The following is a 19856-nucleotide window of genomic DNA, read 5'->3' as shown; positions in this document are numbered from 1 at the left end:
TCTTTACATGCGCTTACCATTATAGCAAGCACCTTAGTATTTATAGCCCACACGCATAAGCTAGCGCTTTATTTTTTACTTTTGGTAATTTATTTACCATCATCAATCCTGCATTTCTCGCCAACTTTGCCAATGGTGAAACATGTCCGAAAGATAAATATAACGCATCCATTGTTGTCATCATTAATAAGTTGTCTGTTCTTCGTTGCTGTTGATAACTAGACAATACCTTAGGCTCGTGCCAAGTCTCACCATTACCAATCGCTTTAGCTATCACATGCTGTAGTGCCTTAACATCTTTAAAGCCTAAGTTAACCCCTTGGCCTGCCATTGGATTAATTGTGTGTGCTGCATCACCTATCAACAATATTCGATTTTTATGATATTGATTCGCATGTCGCCTTGTTATCGGGAAAGCAGCTTTATCAATAACCTCCACTTTACCTAAACGCGCAGGAAAGTTTTTGGCGATCGCTTCAGTTAATTGATTAGATGATAGCGCTGAAAGTCGTTTTATCTCATCCTTATCATGATACCAAACTAATGAAGCGAAATTTCCTGGCATAGGCAACATGGCAAGAGGCCCCGATGGGTAAAACTGCTGCCAAGTGATATCTTGCTGGGCTTTTTCTGTTTTAACATTTATTAACATTGCCGATTGAGCATAATCCCAACCAGTAGTGCCAATATTTGAAAGTTTTCGTACTAAAGAGTTAGCGCCGTCGGCACCAATAAGGATTTTAGCATTTATAGTTTGTGTTGATAGCGTTATGACTACATTTGATGAGCACTGCTCAATACTAATTAACGTTTCGGGGCACAACAAAGTAATATTGCTATGTTGTTGCAATTTTTGCCAAAGCGAAAGTTGTATTAATCTATTTTCAATAATGTGCCCTAAATGTGTTTGCTTAATATCAGCAGCATCAAACTCTGTATAACTTTGTTCCGCCTCCCAAACACCGAGTCGCTTGTATGGACACATACGCCACTGCTGAATCTGTTGCCACCCACCCAGTTGTTTAAGTAAATGCTCAGATGCCAGTGAAATTGCAGACACTCGAAGATCAAATGCTTGCTCTGGAGTAAAGTCTTTTGGTGCGCTCTTTTCAACAACCGCAATTTTCAAGCCTAATTCAGCAAGTGACAGTGCACTTGCTGCGCCCACCATGCCTCCACCTACAACTACACAATCGAACTGATTCATAATGATTTTTATACTTTATCAAGGTTAAGTTATTCTACCCAACCTGATATGGTAATTCGATGTTTATGTGCAGGATTATTAAGTAATCTCACACTATGTGGCATTGGATGCGCTAACTTTAAAATAGTTAAGCAGTTAAACCTCGGTGTTAAAACACGCTTGTAAAATTTAATTTTTTTTGGGTATAGCTCTAATTGTCCGCCATATTTTTGCTGCCAGCCTGTCGATAGTTGATAAATAAAAGCATATTTTCCCGCGCCTCCATCACTATGGTAGCTAATAAACTGACCCTTTCTGTAGTCAGCAAAAAACGAATCTTGCAACTCTCCTTTAATTAAAGCCTTATCTTGTAGTAAATGCAGCACTTTTTGACCCACAGCTTTATGCAATTCAGCCTGGCCATGTTGTTTAGCATGCTTATTGCTGGAACGATAAAAAGAAAATGAAAACTTCCCTCTTTTAAATGCTTTAGTTGCCTGAATATGCCTTTGTTTATCAATTACGATTGTAGATATTCTATCTTTAACATTCATCAGTGGCCGATACGGCGTTGTAAGTAAATTCCACTTTTTTATATGATTCGCTTTAATTATTTGTTTTCTTAATTGCTCTGCCTGCTGTCTTGGTAAAAAATTTTCAATTTGACTAAAACCCTTTTCCTTCAATGCCTCAACCCACTGCATAAAGTATCCTTAAAAATAATGAGTGATCCCTTCTATAAAAATCACCTTTCTAATATAGTATTAAAAAATCAGATGAAATAACAATCAATAATAAAATCACTAAAGGAATAAAAAATGACCGCTTTAAGAAAAGAAAATAGAATAGCGAAGGATATTAATCTCGTTTATGATCTGAGCGAAAAACCGAATTTAAGCCAATTAAAATCTCATAAAGATCGTGCTGTTATCTCAAAAATAAAAGCAGATTTAGTATTACCCAATAATAAAATTTTAACTGTGGATATAGATTTTGACACGACAAGTGGCTACCATGATAACGCCATCATGGTGATGGATGATTTTGGCGTTGAAATGATCGCCACCGCATTTGAAGTAAAGTATGGAAAAGAACATGCCGAAAAAGTGCGAAAAGCATGGGCAATTAAACGCAGTGAAAACTCTCCAAGAAAGCCAACTTATCTCTTGGTACAAAAACCTGAACTTGAAGACAAAGTGCCGAATGTTTTCGCTGTCTGTGGTGATGAGCGCCACCCTCCTAAAGAAGCTCCTGAAAGTATTACCTAATACAGCTAAATGTTTCTCTGCGTATAGTTGGTGCTTTTTAGCACCATTTTTAATGTTATTCACTAGCTTTTTCAGTACTGCTGCCAACGCTAATAACTCAAACAACCAATCACTACAAAGCATTGATATTGTTCAAGATAACAAAGGGTTTATTTGGTTGGCGACCGCTAGCGGCCTCATTCGTAATGATAGTAAAAATAATGTTGTCTTTAACAGTAATAACAAAGATTGGCCACTGCCCTTTAATTGGATAAACGATATCGACCTACTTGCCGACGATAAATTGCTGTTAGCAACAGAAACTCACCAATTATGGCTATTCGACACTAACACGGGTAATGCGACGAAGTTAAATGTTGATATTGATTCTAAAAGTGTCTATCAAGCAGTTGAGCACCAAGGGAGCTATTACCTTAACGCCACCAATAAATTTTATAAATTCAATCCGCTATTACAGGAAACAAAATTAATAGCAGATAATACTCAAATTGATTTTCTCTTACATACCAAGCAGCACATTTATGTAGCAAACTCTGAAGGTGTATTTAAAGTTGTAGATAATGACCTCGTGTTGATAGAAGCAGGAAAAACCACAGCAATATCAGCTGCTGAAACAACATTAATGATAGCTAAAGGCAATGAGTTAATTGCCTTCGCAGACAATCAAGAAAGAACAATCATTCAAGTAGAAAATGCAATTACATCACTTACTGCATCAAATGATATGCTTAGTCTTTTTGCTATTGATACTAAAGGGAAGATAGAGCAATACAATGTATCTAACTTAGTCGAAACTCCACATAACTATCCTAATATACCCGCAACTTTTGTGAAAAAATCTTTCCACGATAGCTCTGGTGTTTTATGGGTTCTATCAAACCTTGGCGTGAATAAAGTCACACAGTCAATCGCTAAGAACATTCCTAAAATATTTGATGTCAGGTTTAATGCCATTGCCTTAACTGTACATCATAAAAACTTAGTATTAGGCAGTTATGGCGGGGGCTTGGGTTCATTAACTGAGCACAATAAATTCCTACCTACAAACATCAATAAGCAATTCAGTGAAAATGGCAAAATAATTACCGATCTTTATTCCTATGACGATAATATTTACATCGCAACATTTGATGGCCTATGGCAATTTAACAGCATTAAGCAAACTGTTGAACGGGTTAACTTCCCTAACAACAATTTGCTATTACTTTCAATGAAATATAAAGACGGCGCACTTTATTTAGCAACAAATGAAAGTGGTGTTATCAAGTTTAATATTGCAAGTCAGAAAATTGATTATCATATTTTAGGTGAAAGCTTAAGTTCGCCGGAGGTTATAGACTCCTTACCTTTATCAGATAATAAGCTGTGGGTTGCTACACCAACAGGTATTAATATTGTTGATATTGAAAGCAGATCGGTAACAAAGGTAAATAGTTTTGGCGAAAATAAAGTCATCGCCTTGCTTGAATACCAAGAAAAAGTTTATGTTACAACTAAAGGGGATGGTTTTTTTATTTTCAACTTAGCGGGTGAACTACTCTCTCATTTCGCAAAAAATATTACTTTTGGCTATATGAGCTTTATCAACGGTGAAATATGGATCTCAGGCCGACCAGGTTTATATCGACTTAATCCAGACACATATCAATTAAACTTAGTAGCCAACACAGAGCAATTTACTTTCGCCAAAAAACCCGTTCTCTTAAACAATAAGGTTTATGCAAGTCATTACGGCGGTGTTGTAGAGGTCCCCTTACTTATTGAAAATAAAGTTCAAACTAAAACATTTATCAGTAAAACCATTGTTTCTGGTAAAGCTAAACTGTTATGTGATGTTATTTATATCGATTCTGCAAATGACATTGTAACTTTAGAACTTTCAAGTTTAGATTTTAGACCCGGACAAGATAAGCAATTTAAATATCAGATAAATGGTGGTTATTGGAATGATATTAACGGTTCACAGTTAACGTTAACGGGTTTGTCATCTGGCGAATATCATATCGAAATAATGAGCACCAATAGCTTAGGCCAATGGAATGATTATAAAGCCTATGCAGATATTAAGGTTTCATATCCATGGTATTGGCACCCAAATAGTCAGATATTTTATGTTGTGATCATTATCAGCATAATTATATTAACCTTCTGGTTGTTATATTTACGCTCACGCTCGATTAACAATATTCATAAAGCATTAAACGATGAACTGAGTAACCACAGCCAAGCAACCTCGATTGTTCGTCGTAAATTAATGACAATACAAACATTAATAACAGCGTCAACTGAGAAGCAAAATGAAACAATATGTCCTGAACAAGACAACCATCAGGCTCAGTCGCTAATCAGAGAATGTTTAGAAGAGCTGTTAACACAAAGTAGCCATGTAGCGCCGAGTAGTTTATCAGGTAGCTCACTAACCGTTGCATTACCTTACCTTGCTGACTACTTTCAAAGGCGATATCACGTTTTGGTATCGTTACACCTTGATTTTGAAGACCAAGATGTACGCTATGATCTACAAAGTGCTATTTATCGTATTATTTATGAAGCAATATTAGCTGCAATAATCAATGATAATAGTGGGGTCTTTGAAGTGCGCGTTAATATAAGTAATGAAAAAATTTGGTTAAAAGTCACCAACAATGAACAAAGCTTTGCGCAATTTAACAGTAAAATAAATTTCGAAATGGCTATGTACTATATTCGCCAAGTTGCTAATAAATTTAATGCATCGTTTCATACCTATGACAACCAAGAAAACGGTAGTGAGATAATCCTTGCAATCCCCTTAAGAAAAATTAATTATCCAAGTAACCATTAGGCAATTTATCTGTTGAGTATTTCTAAGCTAGCATCGCAGGCAAAGAAAGAGTAAAATACGCCTCCTTAAATTCTCTAGCAAAAACTAGAATCAATTCATAGAAAGATTAGGCGCGAATAAATGAGTAAAAAGCTATACATCAAAACTTGGGGCTGTCAAATGAACGAGTATGACTCGCAGAAAATGGCAGAACTTTTAGATTCAACCCATGGCTTTGAATTAGCCGAAGAAGCAGAAGATGCTGATGTTATCTTACTAAATACCTGCTCTATTCGCGAAAAAGCACAAGAAAAAGTATTTCATCAGTTAGGCCGTTGGAAAAACTTAAAAGTTAAAAAACCTGATCTTGTTATTGGTGTTGGAGGCTGTGTTGCCTCACAAGAAGGTGACGCTATTCGTCAACGCGCACCATACGTAGATATGGTGTTTGGTCCACAAACCTTGCATCGTTTACCTGAAATGATCCAACAAGTTACTGGCGATAAAAGCCCAGTTGTTGATGTTAGCTTTCCGGAAATTGAAAAGTTTGACCGCTTACCTGAGCCAAAAGCCGATGGTGCAACCGCATTTGTTTCTATCATGGAAGGTTGTAGTAAATACTGTACATTCTGTGTGGTACCTTACACGCGTGGTGAAGAAGTTAGTCGTCCATTAGATGATGTTTTATATGAAATTGCCCAACTTGCTGAGCAAGGTGTGCGTGAAGTTAATTTATTAGGTCAAAACGTGAATGGCTATCGCGGAGATTCACATGACGGTACAATTTGCCGTTTTTCTGAGCTTTTACGCTTAATTGCCACCATTGATGGTATTGACCGTATTCGTTACACCACATCGCACCCGATTGAATTTACCGATGATATTATCGACGTATATGCTGATGTGCCTGAACTTGTAAGTCACTTGCATTTACCAGTTCAAAGTGGTTCAGACCGCATTCTTACGCAAATGAAGCGTGGTCATACTGCAATTGAGTACAAGTCACAAATTCGTAAATTGAAAAAAGTGCGCCCTGACATTTGTATGTCATCTGACTTTATTATTGGCTTTCCAGGTGAAACTGATGATGACTTTGAAGCGACAATGAACTTGATCAAAGCAGTAGATTTTGATTTAAGCTTTAGCTTTATTTACAGTGCACGCCCTGGAACACCAGCGGCAGATATGGTTGATGACATTAGCGACGAGATTAAAAAGCAACGTCTACAAATTCTGCAAGACCGTATCAGCCAACAAGCTTTGCGTATTGCCCGTAACATGCTTAATACCGAGCAGCGCATCCTTGTTGAAGGTCCATCAAAGAAAAACCCTATGGAACTTCGTGGCCGCACTGAAAACAATCGTATTGTGAATTTTGTTGCACCACATACCGTTATTGGCCAGTTCGTTGATGTAAAAATTACCGATGTCTATGCTAACTCACTACGTGGCGACTTAGTACGTCAAGAAAGTGAAATGGGCTTACGTATCGCGCATTCTCCTGCCGATATTTTAGCGAATAGCCATCACCAATCAGAGCAAAACAACAGCCCGATAAATGAGCTTGGTGTAGCAACTTATACGCCTTAAAATAATTATCTGCGCATTAACATGGCATATGACTAACACTTGCCATGTTAATTAAATTTTAAAACTCTCAGGAATATCAATTGAGTAAAAATACCAGTATCAACTTTGAATTATCTCCAGCCGATAATAATCGATTGGCAAACTTATGCGGCCCTATGGATGACAACCTTAAAACGATAGAACGCCGAATGGGGGTTGAGATCAGCTATAGAAGCCATGAATTTAAAGTAACCGGTAAAAGCTTAAATACCGATGCCGTTAAAAAACTGCTGATTGATCTTTACCTAGAAACAGAAATTGTAAAAGGTAAATCAACCACCATTACAGCTCAAATGTTGCACTTAGCCATTGTTGATGCTGGCGCTTTAGAAGCAGCACCAAGCAAAATTGATGCTAAATACGATGAAATGGTAACGATAAAAACCAAGCGCGGCATTATTAAACCTCGAAATGAAAACCAACAAAGCTATGTTCAAAACGTAATTACTAACGACATTAGCTTTGGTGTTGGCGTTGCTGGTACCGGTAAAACCTATTTAGCGGTTGCTTGTGCAGTAGACGCACTTGAGCGACAAGAAATTAGACGTATATTGCTAACACGCCCTGCTGTAGAAGCTGGCGAAAAACTTGGTTTTTTACCCGGTGATCTTTCACAAAAAGTCGATCCTTATTTACGTCCTTTATATGATGCTTTGTTTGAAATGCTAGGTTTTGAAAAAGTAGAGAAACTCATAGAACGTAATGTCATCGAAGTAGCGCCTCTAGCCTACATGCGTGGTAGAACGCTAAACGACGCTTTTATTATTCTTGATGAAAGCCAAAATACTACCGTTGAACAAATGAAAATGTTTTTAACACGTATTGGCTTTAATTCGCGCGCCGTGATCACTGGCGATATCACACAAGTTGATTTACCGCGTGGACAAAAATCAGGACTGCGCCATGCGATTGAAGTATTAGTCGATATTCCAGGTGTAAGTTTTAACTTTTTTCAATCTAAAGATGTTGTTCGCCATCCTGTTGTGGCACACATAGTTGAAGCTTATGATGCCTGGGAACAAAAAGAAAATCGCTTAAAAGTCGAGAAACAGCAGTACCGCGAGCAACAACAAAAAGCTGAGTCTTTATCACGTGAAGGCATAAGTGAAAGCACAGGTGAAAGCTCAAGTGAAAGCAAGCATGGCAAATAACCCTGCTACTATCACTGTCGACTTACAGTTAGTCTGTGATGATAAAACCGTTCCTGAAATAGCTGACTTCCAGCTATGGTCAGAAGCTGCACTAGGTGTTTATAAAAAGCCTTTTGAATTAACTATTAGGTTAGTTAATATTGATGAGAGCCGTGAGCTTAATCATCAATATAGAGGCAAAGACAAACCAACGAATGTGCTTTCATTTCCATTTGAGGTGCCAGAAGGTGTTGAGCTTGATTTGCTCGGTGATCTTGTAATTTGTGTTGATGTAGTAGAGCAAGAAGCTATAGAGCAGCAAAAAAGTTTACAAGCACATTGGGCACATATGACCATACATGGTTGCCTACATTTACTAGGTTTTGATCATATTGAAGATGACGAAGCAGATGAAATGGAAGCATTAGAAACAAAAATAATTACCGGTTTGGGCTTTGCAGCCCCTTACGAAATAAATTAATAAAATATACTTAACGAGTGCTTAAACTACTTAGCGAAATTAGTGCTAAAGCGTTAAAGCTACAATTTAATACTTGAATTTAACCACATTCAGTTACAAACTGAACTAACTGTTTTACATTGTGTAAATTCATCGAACAAGGATTTTAAAAGGCTCTATGAGCGACGATCACCCCCACTCTAGCAACGGTTCTTCGAATGTATCTATCTTGGATAAAATTATGCAAGTTTTTACCGGAGAATCGAAAAGCACAGACCAACTGACCGATGCATTAAACGATGCAGAAGATCGTGAACTAATTAATCCCGACATTAAGCAAATGATCGAAGGTGTACTTATCGTATCTGATATGAGAGTACGCGACATTATGATCCCACGCTCACAAATGATCACTCTAGATATTAATGATCCGCTAGAAAAATCGCTAGCCGTTATTGTTGAGTCTGGTCATTCGAGATTTCCGGTAATTAATGAAGATATTGACGACGTTGAAGGCATTCTCTTAGCGAAAGATTTATTAGCTTATGGCTTTAATCAATCAGAAGATGAGTTCACTATATCGCAAGTTATTCGACCTGCTATTATTGTGCCTGAAAGTAAAAAGGTTGACCCGCTGTTAAAAGAGTTTCGCCAACAACGTTACCATATGGCCATTGTTGTTGATGAATACGGCGGAGTTTCAGGTGTCGTTACTATTGAAGATATTCTCGAGCTAATTGTTGGTGAAATTGAAGATGAAACCGATGATGCTATGGAAGAAGATATTAAACACCTTGCCGGGCAAGTTTATCAAGTAAAAGCGCTGACAGACTTAACCGACTTTAATAATTACTTTAATTTTCAATTCAATGAGAGTGACGCTGACACTATAGGTGGCATTATAATTCAACACTTTGGACATATGCCGAAAAAAGGTGAAAAAATCACCATCAATAAAGTTATCTTTAAAGTTACTGCCGCTGATAACCGACGTATTCAAACAGTGCAGATTACTGTACCTAAAGATCACGCTGTTACAGGTAAAGTCATTGACTAACCTCTATGCTGACTAGATTCTTTAAATCAATGATTAGCAACATCACTGCTAAAGAAAATATACTCAGCTTCTTTTTGGGATTAGCGCTAGTATTCTGCTACGCGCCTTTTTCTTACTACTGGCTTGTAGCAATAGTATTACCTGCATGGTTATACACAGTACAAGGAAAATCAGCTAAAGCTGCCGCTAAACAAGGCTTTATATTTGCTTTTGGCTGGTTTTCAGCAGGTATAAGTTGGGTGCATGTCAGTATCGATCAGTTTGGTGGCCTACCATTGCCTGTATCGATATTACTCATGGTACTACTATGCTTATATTTGGCTCTATTTCTTGCCCTTGCTTGCTACTTAGCCGCACGCTTTTCTGCTCGAAACAAACTTAATCTCTGGCTTTTATTACCCTTTTGGTTATTAAGCGAATTTTTACGCGGTGTATTTCTTACTGGCTTTCCTTGGCTCACTTTAGGTTACAGCCAGATTGATGGTCCATTAGCCGTGTTTGCGCCAGTAATAGGTGAGAAAGGTATCAGTGCCTTGGTCATTATCATTTGTATTGCCATTGTTTCTGTTATTAAACAACAAAATCGCAAGCTAAACTTCGCTATAATTGCCTCAATTGCCGCAATGAGTTTACTACTTCAGAATACTTTATGGGTTAGCCCTACAGGCCAAACCGTAAACACAGTAATGGTACAAGGTAATATTAAACAAGAGCTAAAGTGGGCACCAGAGTTAACTCAGCCTACTATGCTTAAGTACTTAGACCTAACAAGACAACATTACCCAGCAGATATTATTATTTGGCCCGAATCTGCGATTACAGCGGTAGAGCCAAGTAATCAAGCTCAGGACTTTTTAGAAATAGCACAAAGCTCAGCACTACTTAATAATAGCGCGATAATTTCTGGCATTATTGACTACAACATTAATAGTAAAAACTATTACAACAACTTAATTGTGCTAGGCAAAAAGTTTACCGAAGATGAGCAAGGCAGTTATTTATATAACAACGAAAACCGGTATGCTAAACACCACTTATTGCCCATAGGCGAATTCGTACCTTTTGCTGACTGGCTGAGGCCTTTAGCGCCATTTTTCAACCTGCCAATGTCTTCGTTTAGTCGTGGTGATTATGTCCAAGAGAATTTAATCGCCAATGGTTTTCATTTATTGCCGTTAATTTGTTTTGAGGTTGCCTTTGCCGAGCAATTAAGCGCTAACTTTACTGAGCAAACTAATTTACTGCTAACGGTAAGTAACGATGCTTGGTTTGGTGATTCACACGGCCCGCATCAACATTTAGACATTGTTAGAATGCGTGCCCTAGAGTTTGGTCGACCATTTTTGCGCGCAACCAATAACGGTATTACCGCCGTAATTGATCACCAAGGTAATATCGTTAAACAAATACCACAATTTGAACAAGCGGTACTTAAAGCACAAGTGTCTTTAGTTACAGGCTTTACTCCTTACGCGCGTTATACCCGCATAATCGACTTTTCCATCCCTCTGTCGCTGCTCCTGTTAATCGCATTCCGCCAATGGCGACATAAGTTAAGTGCTAAAATAAACTAAAAAAATAAGCCGTTATCTACAGCATATTAATCTCAAAACTGTAACCGTTTTCAGTTTATACCTTGTGCTTTTAGTTTTTGGCTTTTAATTGCTGCTTAATTTCTCACGCATAACTTCTAGATATAGCTTCCAAACATAATAAAACTTACTACAGTAACAATCGATAAGGCTTTTCCATAGTTTTTGGGCGCATAGCAACCGTTAATTATTTAATTTTTAGAACACTGCCTCCTTCCTACAATAAAAATTATTTTCATTACTTTTAAACCTTTTCTCTACTACCTGCGACTTAGTAATTATCAGTGCACTTTAGCAAATGGCTTTGCTTTAGGTTTAAGCACTGATTTTATATTCGGGGGGAATAAATCATGTCGATTAAAGACACCAGTGCACAAGATATACAAATAATAAAAAACACACCGACCAAAAAACGTTGGCTAATTATTATATTAGCCACAATTATTATTGCGAGTATTATCTGGCAAGTAGCACCTTCAGCGTCGCGTTGGAGCAAAGCAGAACAGTCAATCGCGTTAGATCGCGTGCGTATTGCCACCATAACGCAAGGTGAATTTATTCGTGATATTTCGGTGTTAGGTCGCGTTGTTGCAGCGGTTAGCCCTACCGTTTATAGCCCTGCAGATGGCACGATTACTTTATTAGTAGAGGCAGGTAACGAGGTTGAACAAGGGCAAATCATCGCTAAGCTTGAAAGCCCAGAGTTAAATAGCCGACTTTTTCAGCAACAAACAACCTTAGAGAGTTTGCAATCAAGTTTTAATCGTCAAAAAATTCAAGCAAAAAAGCAGCGGTTAATTGATCAAAAAGCGGTTGATTTAGCCAATGTGAAACTGGTAACGGCTAACAGAGAAAAGCGCAGGGCTGATTTAGGTTACAGCAAAAGTGCCATCAGCCAAATTGACTTTGAAAAAGCCCAAGACGAATTAGAGCAAGCCAATTTACAACATAAGCACGCCGTACAAGATGCTGCTCTTAATAACGAAAGCGCCGACTTTGACAGTCACTCTTTACAATTAGACATTAGGCGTCAAGACTTGTTAGTTCAAGAGTTACAGCGCCAAGTTAATGGCCTAAATATCGCTTCACCTGTTAATGGCATCGTCGGTAATTTAAGTACTAACAACAAAACCTTCTTGAGTAAGAATCAAGCCATTTTAACCATAGTAGACTTATCACAGTTTGAAGTTGAAATTGATATTCCTGAAAGTTATGCCGACGATCTCGCCATTGGTATGGAAGTAAATATTCAATTTGAACAACAGCCCTTTCGTGCTCGTCTAGTAACAATTTCCCCCGAAATACTGAATAACCAGGTTACTGGGCGAGTACGCTTTACTAACGAAATTCCGAAAAAACTCCGTCAAAACCAACGCTTAAACACCCAAATAATTTTAGAGTACAAAGAAAATGTTTTACAAGTACAACGAGGACAATTCTTAGAAAGCAGTGGTGGCCGATTCGCTTATAAAGTGAGTAATGGTTTAGCTGAAAAAACGCCAATAACCACAGGCGCACGCAGTTTAAGTCATGTAGAAGTTTTACAAGGCTTACAACTAGGTGACCGAATTATTATTTCTGGCACAGATACCTTCAATGCCGCCAATCAAGTTTTACTTAGTGAATAGCGTGGTAGCTAAAACGTTAATCATTTAGGGAAGCCTAAATCAATTATTTTGCTATTAACCAATAACACCTGCACTTAGGTTTTATTAATAAATGCAGACCAAACAAGCAGGTAACTGCTCATTATAGATAAGGGAATTCAACATGTTAGTTATGAAAAATATAAATAAAATATTCCAAACCGCAGATATTCAAACCCATGCATTACGCGACTTTTGTTTACAAGTTAACGAAGGAGACTTTGTCAGTGTTACTGGCCCTTCAGGCTCAGGTAAAACCACCTTTTTAAATATTGCGGGTTTGCTTGAAACCTACAGCAATGGTGAATTTTTATTGGATGGCGAAGACGTTGGCAAACTTAATGATAATGGTCGTTCAAGAATGCGAAATCAAAAAATAGGTTTTATTTTCCAAGGTTTTAATCTGATCCCAGACCTTAACCTTTATGACAATGTCGACGTACCGCTGCGTTATCGCGGATTTAATAGCGCCGAACGTAAACGTAGAATTGAAGAAAACCTTGAACGCGTTGGTCTAGCTTCTCGTATGAAACACTTACCCAGTCAATTATCTGGTGGACAACAACAACGTGTTGCGATTGCCCGAGCCTTAGCTACTAGCCCACGCTTTCTTTTAGCCGATGAACCTACCGGGAACCTTGATTCTGAAATGGCCAAAGGTGTGCTTACTTTACTCGAAGAAATTAACCAACAAGGCACAACAATTATCATGGTAACTCATGATGCAGAATTAGCGCTTCGGGCAAAGCGCACTATTCAAGTTAAAGATGGCAGAGTTAGCGAGTTAGACGTTGTCGCTAATCTTCACCAAGCTCGCGCGTAAATAATTCAAGTGTTTTAAGCCCAAACAAGGACAATATTATGTTTAGTTATTATTTACGACTCGCTTGGATAAGTATTACTCGTCACTGGGGTCTTAGCCTATTAATGATTTGTGCCATTGGTTTAGGTATTGGCACCGCTATGACCACTGTGACTGTAAATTACTTAATGTCAGCAAACCCTATTCCCGAAAAAAGTCAGCAATTATATTATGTGCAACTTGATAGCTGGGATGTAAACGACCCATTTGACGACGGTTTAAATCCGCCTGATCAGCTAACTTATACCGACTCAAGTAATTTAATGCGTGCTAAAAAAGCCTTTCGACAAAATGTGCAAGCACAAGCATTTGGTGTGATTGAGCCAGCAGATCCAGAAATGTTGCCACTCATTGTTAATGGCAGAGCTAATTCCGCTGACTTTTTTACTATGTTTAATGTGCCATTTATTTATGGCGGTGGTTGGTCGAATCAAAGCGACGAGAGTAAAGAGTATGTCGTGGTACTGAGTAAAGAAACCAACGACAAGCTGTTTGGCGGCAAAGACTCGGTTGGTCAATCGATTAAACTTGCAGGAAATATGTTTCGTGTCGTTGGGGTAATTGATCATTGGCAACCCAAGCCAAGGTTTTATGATATTACCACCGGCGCGTTTAATGAATCTGAAGATATATTTGTCCCCTTTCACCTAATAGCAGATGAGAAAATATCTCGCTCAGGCAACACCAATTGCTGGAAACCTACCGGTGATGGTTTTAAAGCTTTTCTTGCCTCTGAATGTATTTGGACACAGTTTTGGGTTGAGTTAAAAACTCAGCAAGACAAAGAGGATTATTTACAGTTTCTCAATGCTTATGTACAAGAGCAGCAACAGTTTGGCCGCTTTCAACGCCCGATTGACAACCGTTTAAGCAACGTTATGCAGTGGTTAGAGTCTCAAGAGGTTGTTGCTGATGATGCTCAAATGATGATGGCAATGTCTTTTATGTTCTTATTGGTTTGTTTACTTAACACCGTAGGGTTATTACTGGCTAAATTCTTAGGTAAAGCGCCTGAAATTGGCTTACGACAAGCGTTAGGAGCCAGTAAAAAAACACTTTTTAGCCAATATATAATCGAGTCAGCTTGCATTGGTATATTGGGCGGCATACTAGGTTTAATACTCGCTTATCTAGGTTTGAAAGGCGTTGAAGGCTTATATGGCGATTACATGAAAGACTTAGCAACCTTAGACATTAACATGGCAATACTCGCGGTAACACTTGCCCTTTTATCCACCATACTCGCTGGCTTATATCCAACGTGGCGTGCTTGTAATATTCAACCCGCGCAACAACTTAAAAGCCAATAAGCTTTAAGGAAAAAGGAAATTATTATGTTAGAAACTGGACTAATACTAAGAGCTTTAGCGCGTAATAAAATAGGCGCGCTACTTATTGCTCTACAAATAGCCTTAACTATGGCTATTATGGTTAATGCTATTTTTATGATCCAAGACCGCCAGCAACAAATGCAACGTGAAAGTGGTATTGACGAAGCCAACACTTTCTATTTAACCAACACTATTTTCGGGCAAAACTATAATATTCAAGCCCACTTACAAACAGATTTACACATGATCCGTAACACACCTGGGGTTATAGATGCAGTTCAAATTAATGCCGTGCCTTTAAGTAGTAGCGGTTGGTCAATGGCATTGCAACATGAATCAGGCGAAGATAAAGATGCTGTTGGCTCGGCCATTTACATGGTAGATGATCACGGTATTAACGCCTTAGGTCTAACACTTATTGCAGGTAATAACTTCAAACAAGGCGATGTAGAAATACGTAAAGACGGACAGTCAACTTGGCCAGCTAAAACGATTATTACTCAAGCTTTTGCTGAAAATTTGTATCCTGATAACTGGCAATCAGCGATTGGCAAAACTGTGTATATATCTCAAACACAACCGATGCAAATTATCGGTATTGTAAAAACACTTCAAGCCCCTTGGAATGGCTGGGATGGTGTAGAGCGCAGTATGCTTGTGCCCTTTCAACGGGAGTCTAAAGGCAGTTATTACTTTATTCGCACCGAAGCAGGACGACGTGACGAGTTAATGCCGATTATAGAAAAAGCGCTAGCACAAAGTGATAAAGAACGCATAATTCGTCGAGTAACAACCACAGAAGATACCCGTAATCGGAGTTATCAACAACATAATGCTACCAATAAAATATTAACCACTGTCGTTGTAACTTTAACCTTAATTACAGGGTTTGGTATTGTTGGTTTAGCTATTTTTAGTATTAATCGACGCACTAAACAAATTGGCACACGACGTGCGCTAGGTGCAACAAAAGGTCAAATAATGCGTTACTTTATGATGGAAAATTTTATTATTTCTACCTTTGGTAATATTATTGGCTGTATAGGCGCTATTGGACTAAATATGTGGTTGGTCAATACCTTTAATTTATCTCCTATTGGTATTGAATTGATAGCTTTTGGTGTAATTGCCTTATTTATTGTTGGGCAAATAGCCGTACTTTATCCTGCGCGTAAGGCGGCATTGATAGCGCCAGCAACGGCAACTCGCACGATTTAAAGCATGAGTTAATCATATAAGTTAATACACTTTTTAATACGCTATAAACACCAGAAAAAGAACATAAATAACGTGATAAAAATTGCTTCAAACGATACGTTTAAATAGCGGACCTTAGTGTCCGCTATTTTGTTTTATGAAGTTATAAATAGTGTGTCAAAAATAAATATAAATTAATTTTTTCATGCTAGTATTTGGCAACTTAAGTATTCAAGGAAGTATGATGAAGCCTCTATCAAGTGCTGTAAAAACCGTGTTATTACTAGCCACAATGTCGCCAACATTAGTGGTTGCGCAAACGACATTAATCACTAATATTCAAGGATATACTCTTAACGGAAAAAGCCTTGAACGTTTTAGCGCGATTGCTTTTACTGATGATAAGATTGATAAAATATATTCTTCAGAAGAACAATTACCCAACGCAAAAAACATCACAGTGATAGACGGCAAAGGTAAAACCCTGATCCCAGGCTTAATTGATTCTCATGGCCATATATTAAGCTACGGCTTAAGTTTATTGCAAGCCGACCTAGTTAATACTACCTCAGCTCAAGATGCAGTTAATAAAACGCTTAACTACGCTAAAAATAATACTCAGTTAACCTGGATTCAAGGCCGTGGTTGGAACCAAACCCAATGGCCAAGTAACGCTTTTCCTACCGCAGCAAGTTTAGATAAATATTTTCCTGATCAACCTGTTTGGCTTGCACGTGTTGACGGGCATGCAGGTTGGGCTAACTCTAAAGCCATGGCAGTGGCGGGAATCACTAAAGACACTCTATCACCTGATGGCGGTGAAATTATTAAAGATAAAAACGGTATGCCAACCGGTGTTTTTATCGATAACGCCATGGACTTGATCAATCAAAGCATCGCCCCTTTAACCGTTCAAGAACAAAAACAAGTATTAGTTAAAGCAATGGACTCTCTTGCCAGTTTTGGCCTAACCAGCGTGCATGACGCCGGCATTGATACCGATAACCTCAATGCATTTAAAGCCTTAAGCCAAGAAAATGCCATGAGCATTCGCGTTAATGCGATGTTGTATTTACCATCGGCTAATTGGCAACAAACATTAGCTAACGGACAATATCGTAGTAAAGACGATATGTTCACTTTCAATAGTGTAAAAATTCAAGCCGATGGCGCATTAGGGAGTCGTGGCGCGGCTTTAATTGAAGATTACTCAGACCATGCAGGCCATAAAGGTTTATTACTTAATACCCCAAAAGCGTTTGAAAATTTAGTGGATACCTCCATGCGTTTAGGCTTTCAAGTGAATAGTCACGCCATTGGTGATAACGCCAATAAACTTGTGCTTGATACTTACGAAAAATATATTAAAGCCACTAAAACTAAAGATTTACGCCACAGAGTTGAGCATGCTCAAGTGTTGCGTATTGAAGATATACCAAGGTTTTCCGAGTTAGATGTTATTGCGGCCATGCAAGCCACCCACGCTACTAGCGATAAAAACATGGCACAAGAAAGACTTGGGCCAACAAGAATATTAGGTGCATATGCTTGGAGAAAACTATTAAATGCCAACGCTATAATTGCCGCAGGCTCAGATTTTCCGGTTGAATCGCCTAACCCATTTTTTGGTCTACACGCCTCAATTACTCGTCAAGATCATACAAATAGTCCACAAGGTGGCTGGTTTGCAGATGAAAAAATGACGCCTTTGGAAGCTTTCAGGAGCTTTACGATAGATGCCGCTTACTCAGGCCATCAAGAAAATATTATTGGCAGTTTAGCGAAAGGAAAAAAAGCTGACTTTATATTATTAGACCGCAACATTTTCACCATGCCAGAACAAGATATTTGGCAAGTAACCGTAGATAAAACATGGGTAGATGGCAAATTGGTTTATAAGAAAAAGTAATGCTAACGTTTCTAATAAACATTAATAAGCAATATTGGCGAGCACTTACGTTATTAGTGCTTGCACTTATAACGCTTGGCTCTCTGTTCCCTGTAGAACATTTACCGGCAGCACCTGGCAGCGACAAAACGCATCACCTCATTGGTTACTGCGCTTTAATGTTGCCTGTTGCCATGCGTCGACCAAAATATTGGTTAGCTTTTGCGTTATTTTTTATTGCTTGGAGTGGCTTAATTGAAATAATTCAACCTTACGTTAATCGCTACGGTGAATGGTTAGATATGCTCGCTAATGCTTGTGGTGTTGTAATAGCGATTTTTATAAGCCAAATATTACGTTATTTAGCAGTCAGGTATAATACCAATTGAAATAAATAATTGATCATTTTAAGGCGGTTTAAATCGTCAATAACTTATTACATTGGGTATAAATTTAAAATATATTGTATTTCAAAACTCAATGCCACTAAAGCTCATCTTAATTCAATGAGTTAGTGGCTGAGCATATTTTTCTTAAATAACCTGAACTCTGGATAATGAGTGCTTGATACTCAAGTGAATCAAAAGCTTAGTTGATAAAGTAAATGCTCTAGCCAGGTGAACATCACGAATAGACATCATCAATGCTTCATTTTATGCCATTTTCAAGGCAAAACGTTTATGAATAGCGCGCTATTTATCGACGTTTTAACGCAGAAAATGGCTTAAAAGGGAGCATTGAGCAAGTGCTGCTTATCCAGAGTTCAGGTTAAATAGAAAGTCTTAACACCACTGTTGAGTTTTAGTGGCATAGTTCATTTGAAAATTAAAACGCACAGTGTTTTGTATTAACCCTGATAAACAGTGACTCTATTTCGGCCATTATTTTTTGATTCATATAGCGCTTTATCAGCATTTTCAAGCCACTGCGATACAGATTCTAAGGCTGGTAGTGCCTCAGCAATACCAATACTTATGGTGTACTTAATTTCAATATCATTATAAATAAAAACGGAAGACTCAACTGTTTTACGCAAACGTTCAGTAAATATCATCGCATCATTTGATGTAGTGCCCGATAAAAAAATAACAAACTCTTCACCACCGTAGCGCCCAGTAATGTCGGTTTCACGCACTTGTTCACTAATAATTTGTGCTAAATGTTTAAGTACATAATCGCCAACAGCATGACTATATTTATCATTAACCATTTTAAAATTATCTATGTCGAGCATTACTAACGTGCTTGTTTGTCTGTGTCGCACATAACGTTTAAACTCTGTTTCGATACATTTTTGCCAATAATTACGGTTAAATAAACAAGTTAAACCATCAACTTGACTCAATAAAGCAAGATCAGCATTCGCTTTCTCTAATTCTTTTTTATGAGTTGCATTATCCGTTACATCATAAACCAACAAACATAAATGAGTAACTTCACCTGTTGACGATATTAGAGGAATAAACGTTGTGTTTTGGTACATGAACTCTGCAGTACCAGTGATTGGCCTATAATTGTTAAATTTAAAAACGTATGGACGTTGTTCCCAAATAGTAAAAGCTTTATTTTTCAATAAAAATACTGATTCCGCTTTACGGCGAAACCAATCTTCAGGAATCTCTTCAAAAAGATCAAAAACAGATTTACCTTTAACATTTCGAGGTAATAACCCACTGTGGTTTTCCATAAAACCATTCCAAATTTGAATGGTGTAATCGCGATCAATTACCACTAAGCCTACTTCAATGTTATGAAGCATCTCCATCATCCAATGTAACTCATTTAATTGTTCTACTTGGCCTGACAT

At 38.0% G+C, this 19856-nt stretch carries 16 protein-coding genes; 13 read left to right on the top strand and 3 right to left on the bottom strand.

The window, feature by feature from the left end:
- Positions 1 to 40: 40 nt before the first annotated feature.
- Positions 41 to 1207, bottom strand: coding sequence for an FAD-dependent oxidoreductase (locus AC27H3_RS06390; RefSeq protein WP_487104659.1), 1167 nt, complete (start codon positions 1205 to 1207; stop codon positions 41 to 43).
- 29 nt (positions 1208 to 1236) lie between these two features.
- Entirely contained in the window at positions 1237 to 1890 is a 654-nt protein-coding gene (locus AC27H3_RS06385; RefSeq protein WP_487104657.1) for a 2OG-Fe(II) oxygenase, read from the bottom strand.
- Positions 1891 to 2004: 114 nt separating this feature from the next.
- Here AC27H3_RS06385 and AC27H3_RS06380 point away from each other — a divergent pair, with 114 nt between their 5' ends.
- The 13 genes from AC27H3_RS06380 (at position 2005) to AC27H3_RS06320 (ending at position 18438) form a co-directional block, all read left to right on the top strand.
- On the top strand, positions 2005 to 2454 hold the full coding sequence (locus AC27H3_RS06380; RefSeq protein ID WP_487104655.1) for a hypothetical protein: 450 nt from the start codon (positions 2005 to 2007) through the stop codon (positions 2452 to 2454).
- Positions 2455 to 2506: 52 nt separating this feature from the next.
- A complete protein-coding gene (locus AC27H3_RS06375; protein WP_487104653.1) occupies positions 2507 to 5278 on the top strand; it encodes a ligand-binding sensor domain-containing protein in 2772 nt (923 codons plus the stop codon).
- Between the two features lie 120 nt (positions 5279 to 5398).
- Entirely contained in the window at positions 5399 to 6847 is a 1449-nt protein-coding gene (gene miaB, locus AC27H3_RS06370; protein ID WP_487104651.1) for a tRNA (N6-isopentenyl adenosine(37)-C2)-methylthiotransferase MiaB, read from the top strand.
- A gap of 80 nt (positions 6848 to 6927) precedes the next feature.
- A complete protein-coding gene (locus AC27H3_RS06365) occupies positions 6928 to 8037 on the top strand; it encodes a PhoH family protein (RefSeq protein ID WP_487104649.1) in 1110 nt (369 codons plus the stop codon).
- Entirely contained in the window at positions 8027 to 8497 is a 471-nt protein-coding gene (gene ybeY, locus AC27H3_RS06360; RefSeq protein ID WP_487104647.1) for an rRNA maturation RNase YbeY, read from the top strand. The genes AC27H3_RS06365 and ybeY overlap by 11 nt, the downstream gene beginning before the upstream one ends.
- A 157-nt stretch (positions 8498 to 8654) precedes the next feature.
- A complete protein-coding gene (locus AC27H3_RS06355; protein ID WP_487104645.1) occupies positions 8655 to 9533 on the top strand; it encodes a CorC family transporter in 879 nt (292 codons plus the stop codon).
- 29 nt (positions 9534 to 9562) lie between these two features.
- On the top strand, positions 9563 to 11107 hold the full coding sequence (lnt, locus tag AC27H3_RS06350) for an apolipoprotein N-acyltransferase (RefSeq protein ID WP_487104643.1): 1545 nt from the start codon (positions 9563 to 9565) through the stop codon (positions 11105 to 11107).
- 368 nt (positions 11108 to 11475) lie between these two features.
- On the top strand, positions 11476 to 12753 hold the full coding sequence (locus AC27H3_RS06345) for an efflux RND transporter periplasmic adaptor subunit (RefSeq protein WP_487104641.1): 1278 nt from the start codon (positions 11476 to 11478) through the stop codon (positions 12751 to 12753).
- Positions 12754 to 12895: 142 nt separating this feature from the next.
- Positions 12896 to 13594, top strand: coding sequence for an ABC transporter ATP-binding protein (locus AC27H3_RS06340; RefSeq protein WP_487104639.1), 699 nt, complete (start codon positions 12896 to 12898; stop codon positions 13592 to 13594).
- 38 nt (positions 13595 to 13632) lie between these two features.
- A complete protein-coding gene (locus AC27H3_RS06335; protein ID WP_487104637.1) occupies positions 13633 to 14943 on the top strand; it encodes an ABC transporter permease in 1311 nt (436 codons plus the stop codon).
- A 24-nt stretch (positions 14944 to 14967) separates the two neighbouring features.
- Positions 14968 to 16182: an ABC transporter permease gene (locus tag AC27H3_RS06330; protein WP_085302164.1), complete on the top strand. Its 1215-nt coding sequence runs from the start codon at positions 14968 to 14970 to the stop codon at positions 16180 to 16182.
- A gap of 220 nt (positions 16183 to 16402) precedes the next feature.
- Positions 16403 to 18070, top strand: a complete 1668-nt coding sequence (locus AC27H3_RS06325; RefSeq protein ID WP_487104635.1) for an amidohydrolase — start codon at positions 16403 to 16405, stop codon at positions 18068 to 18070.
- On the top strand, positions 18070 to 18438 hold the full coding sequence (locus tag AC27H3_RS06320; RefSeq protein ID WP_487104633.1) for a VanZ family protein: 369 nt from the start codon (positions 18070 to 18072) through the stop codon (positions 18436 to 18438). The genes AC27H3_RS06325 and AC27H3_RS06320 overlap by 1 nt, the downstream gene beginning before the upstream one ends.
- Positions 18439 to 18896: 458 nt before the next feature.
- Here AC27H3_RS06320 and AC27H3_RS06315 read toward each other — a convergent pair whose 3' ends face one another.
- The gene (locus tag AC27H3_RS06315) at positions 18897 to 19856 is read right to left on the bottom strand and encodes a GGDEF domain-containing protein (RefSeq protein WP_487104632.1); all 960 of its coding nucleotides are present in this window, start codon (positions 19854 to 19856) and stop codon (positions 18897 to 18899) included.

Source organism: Colwellia sp. NW0002-52-1, assembly GCF_057550865.1.
Note: the sequence above shows the minus strand (reverse complement) of the source record. Positions and strands in the feature narration are given on the sequence as shown.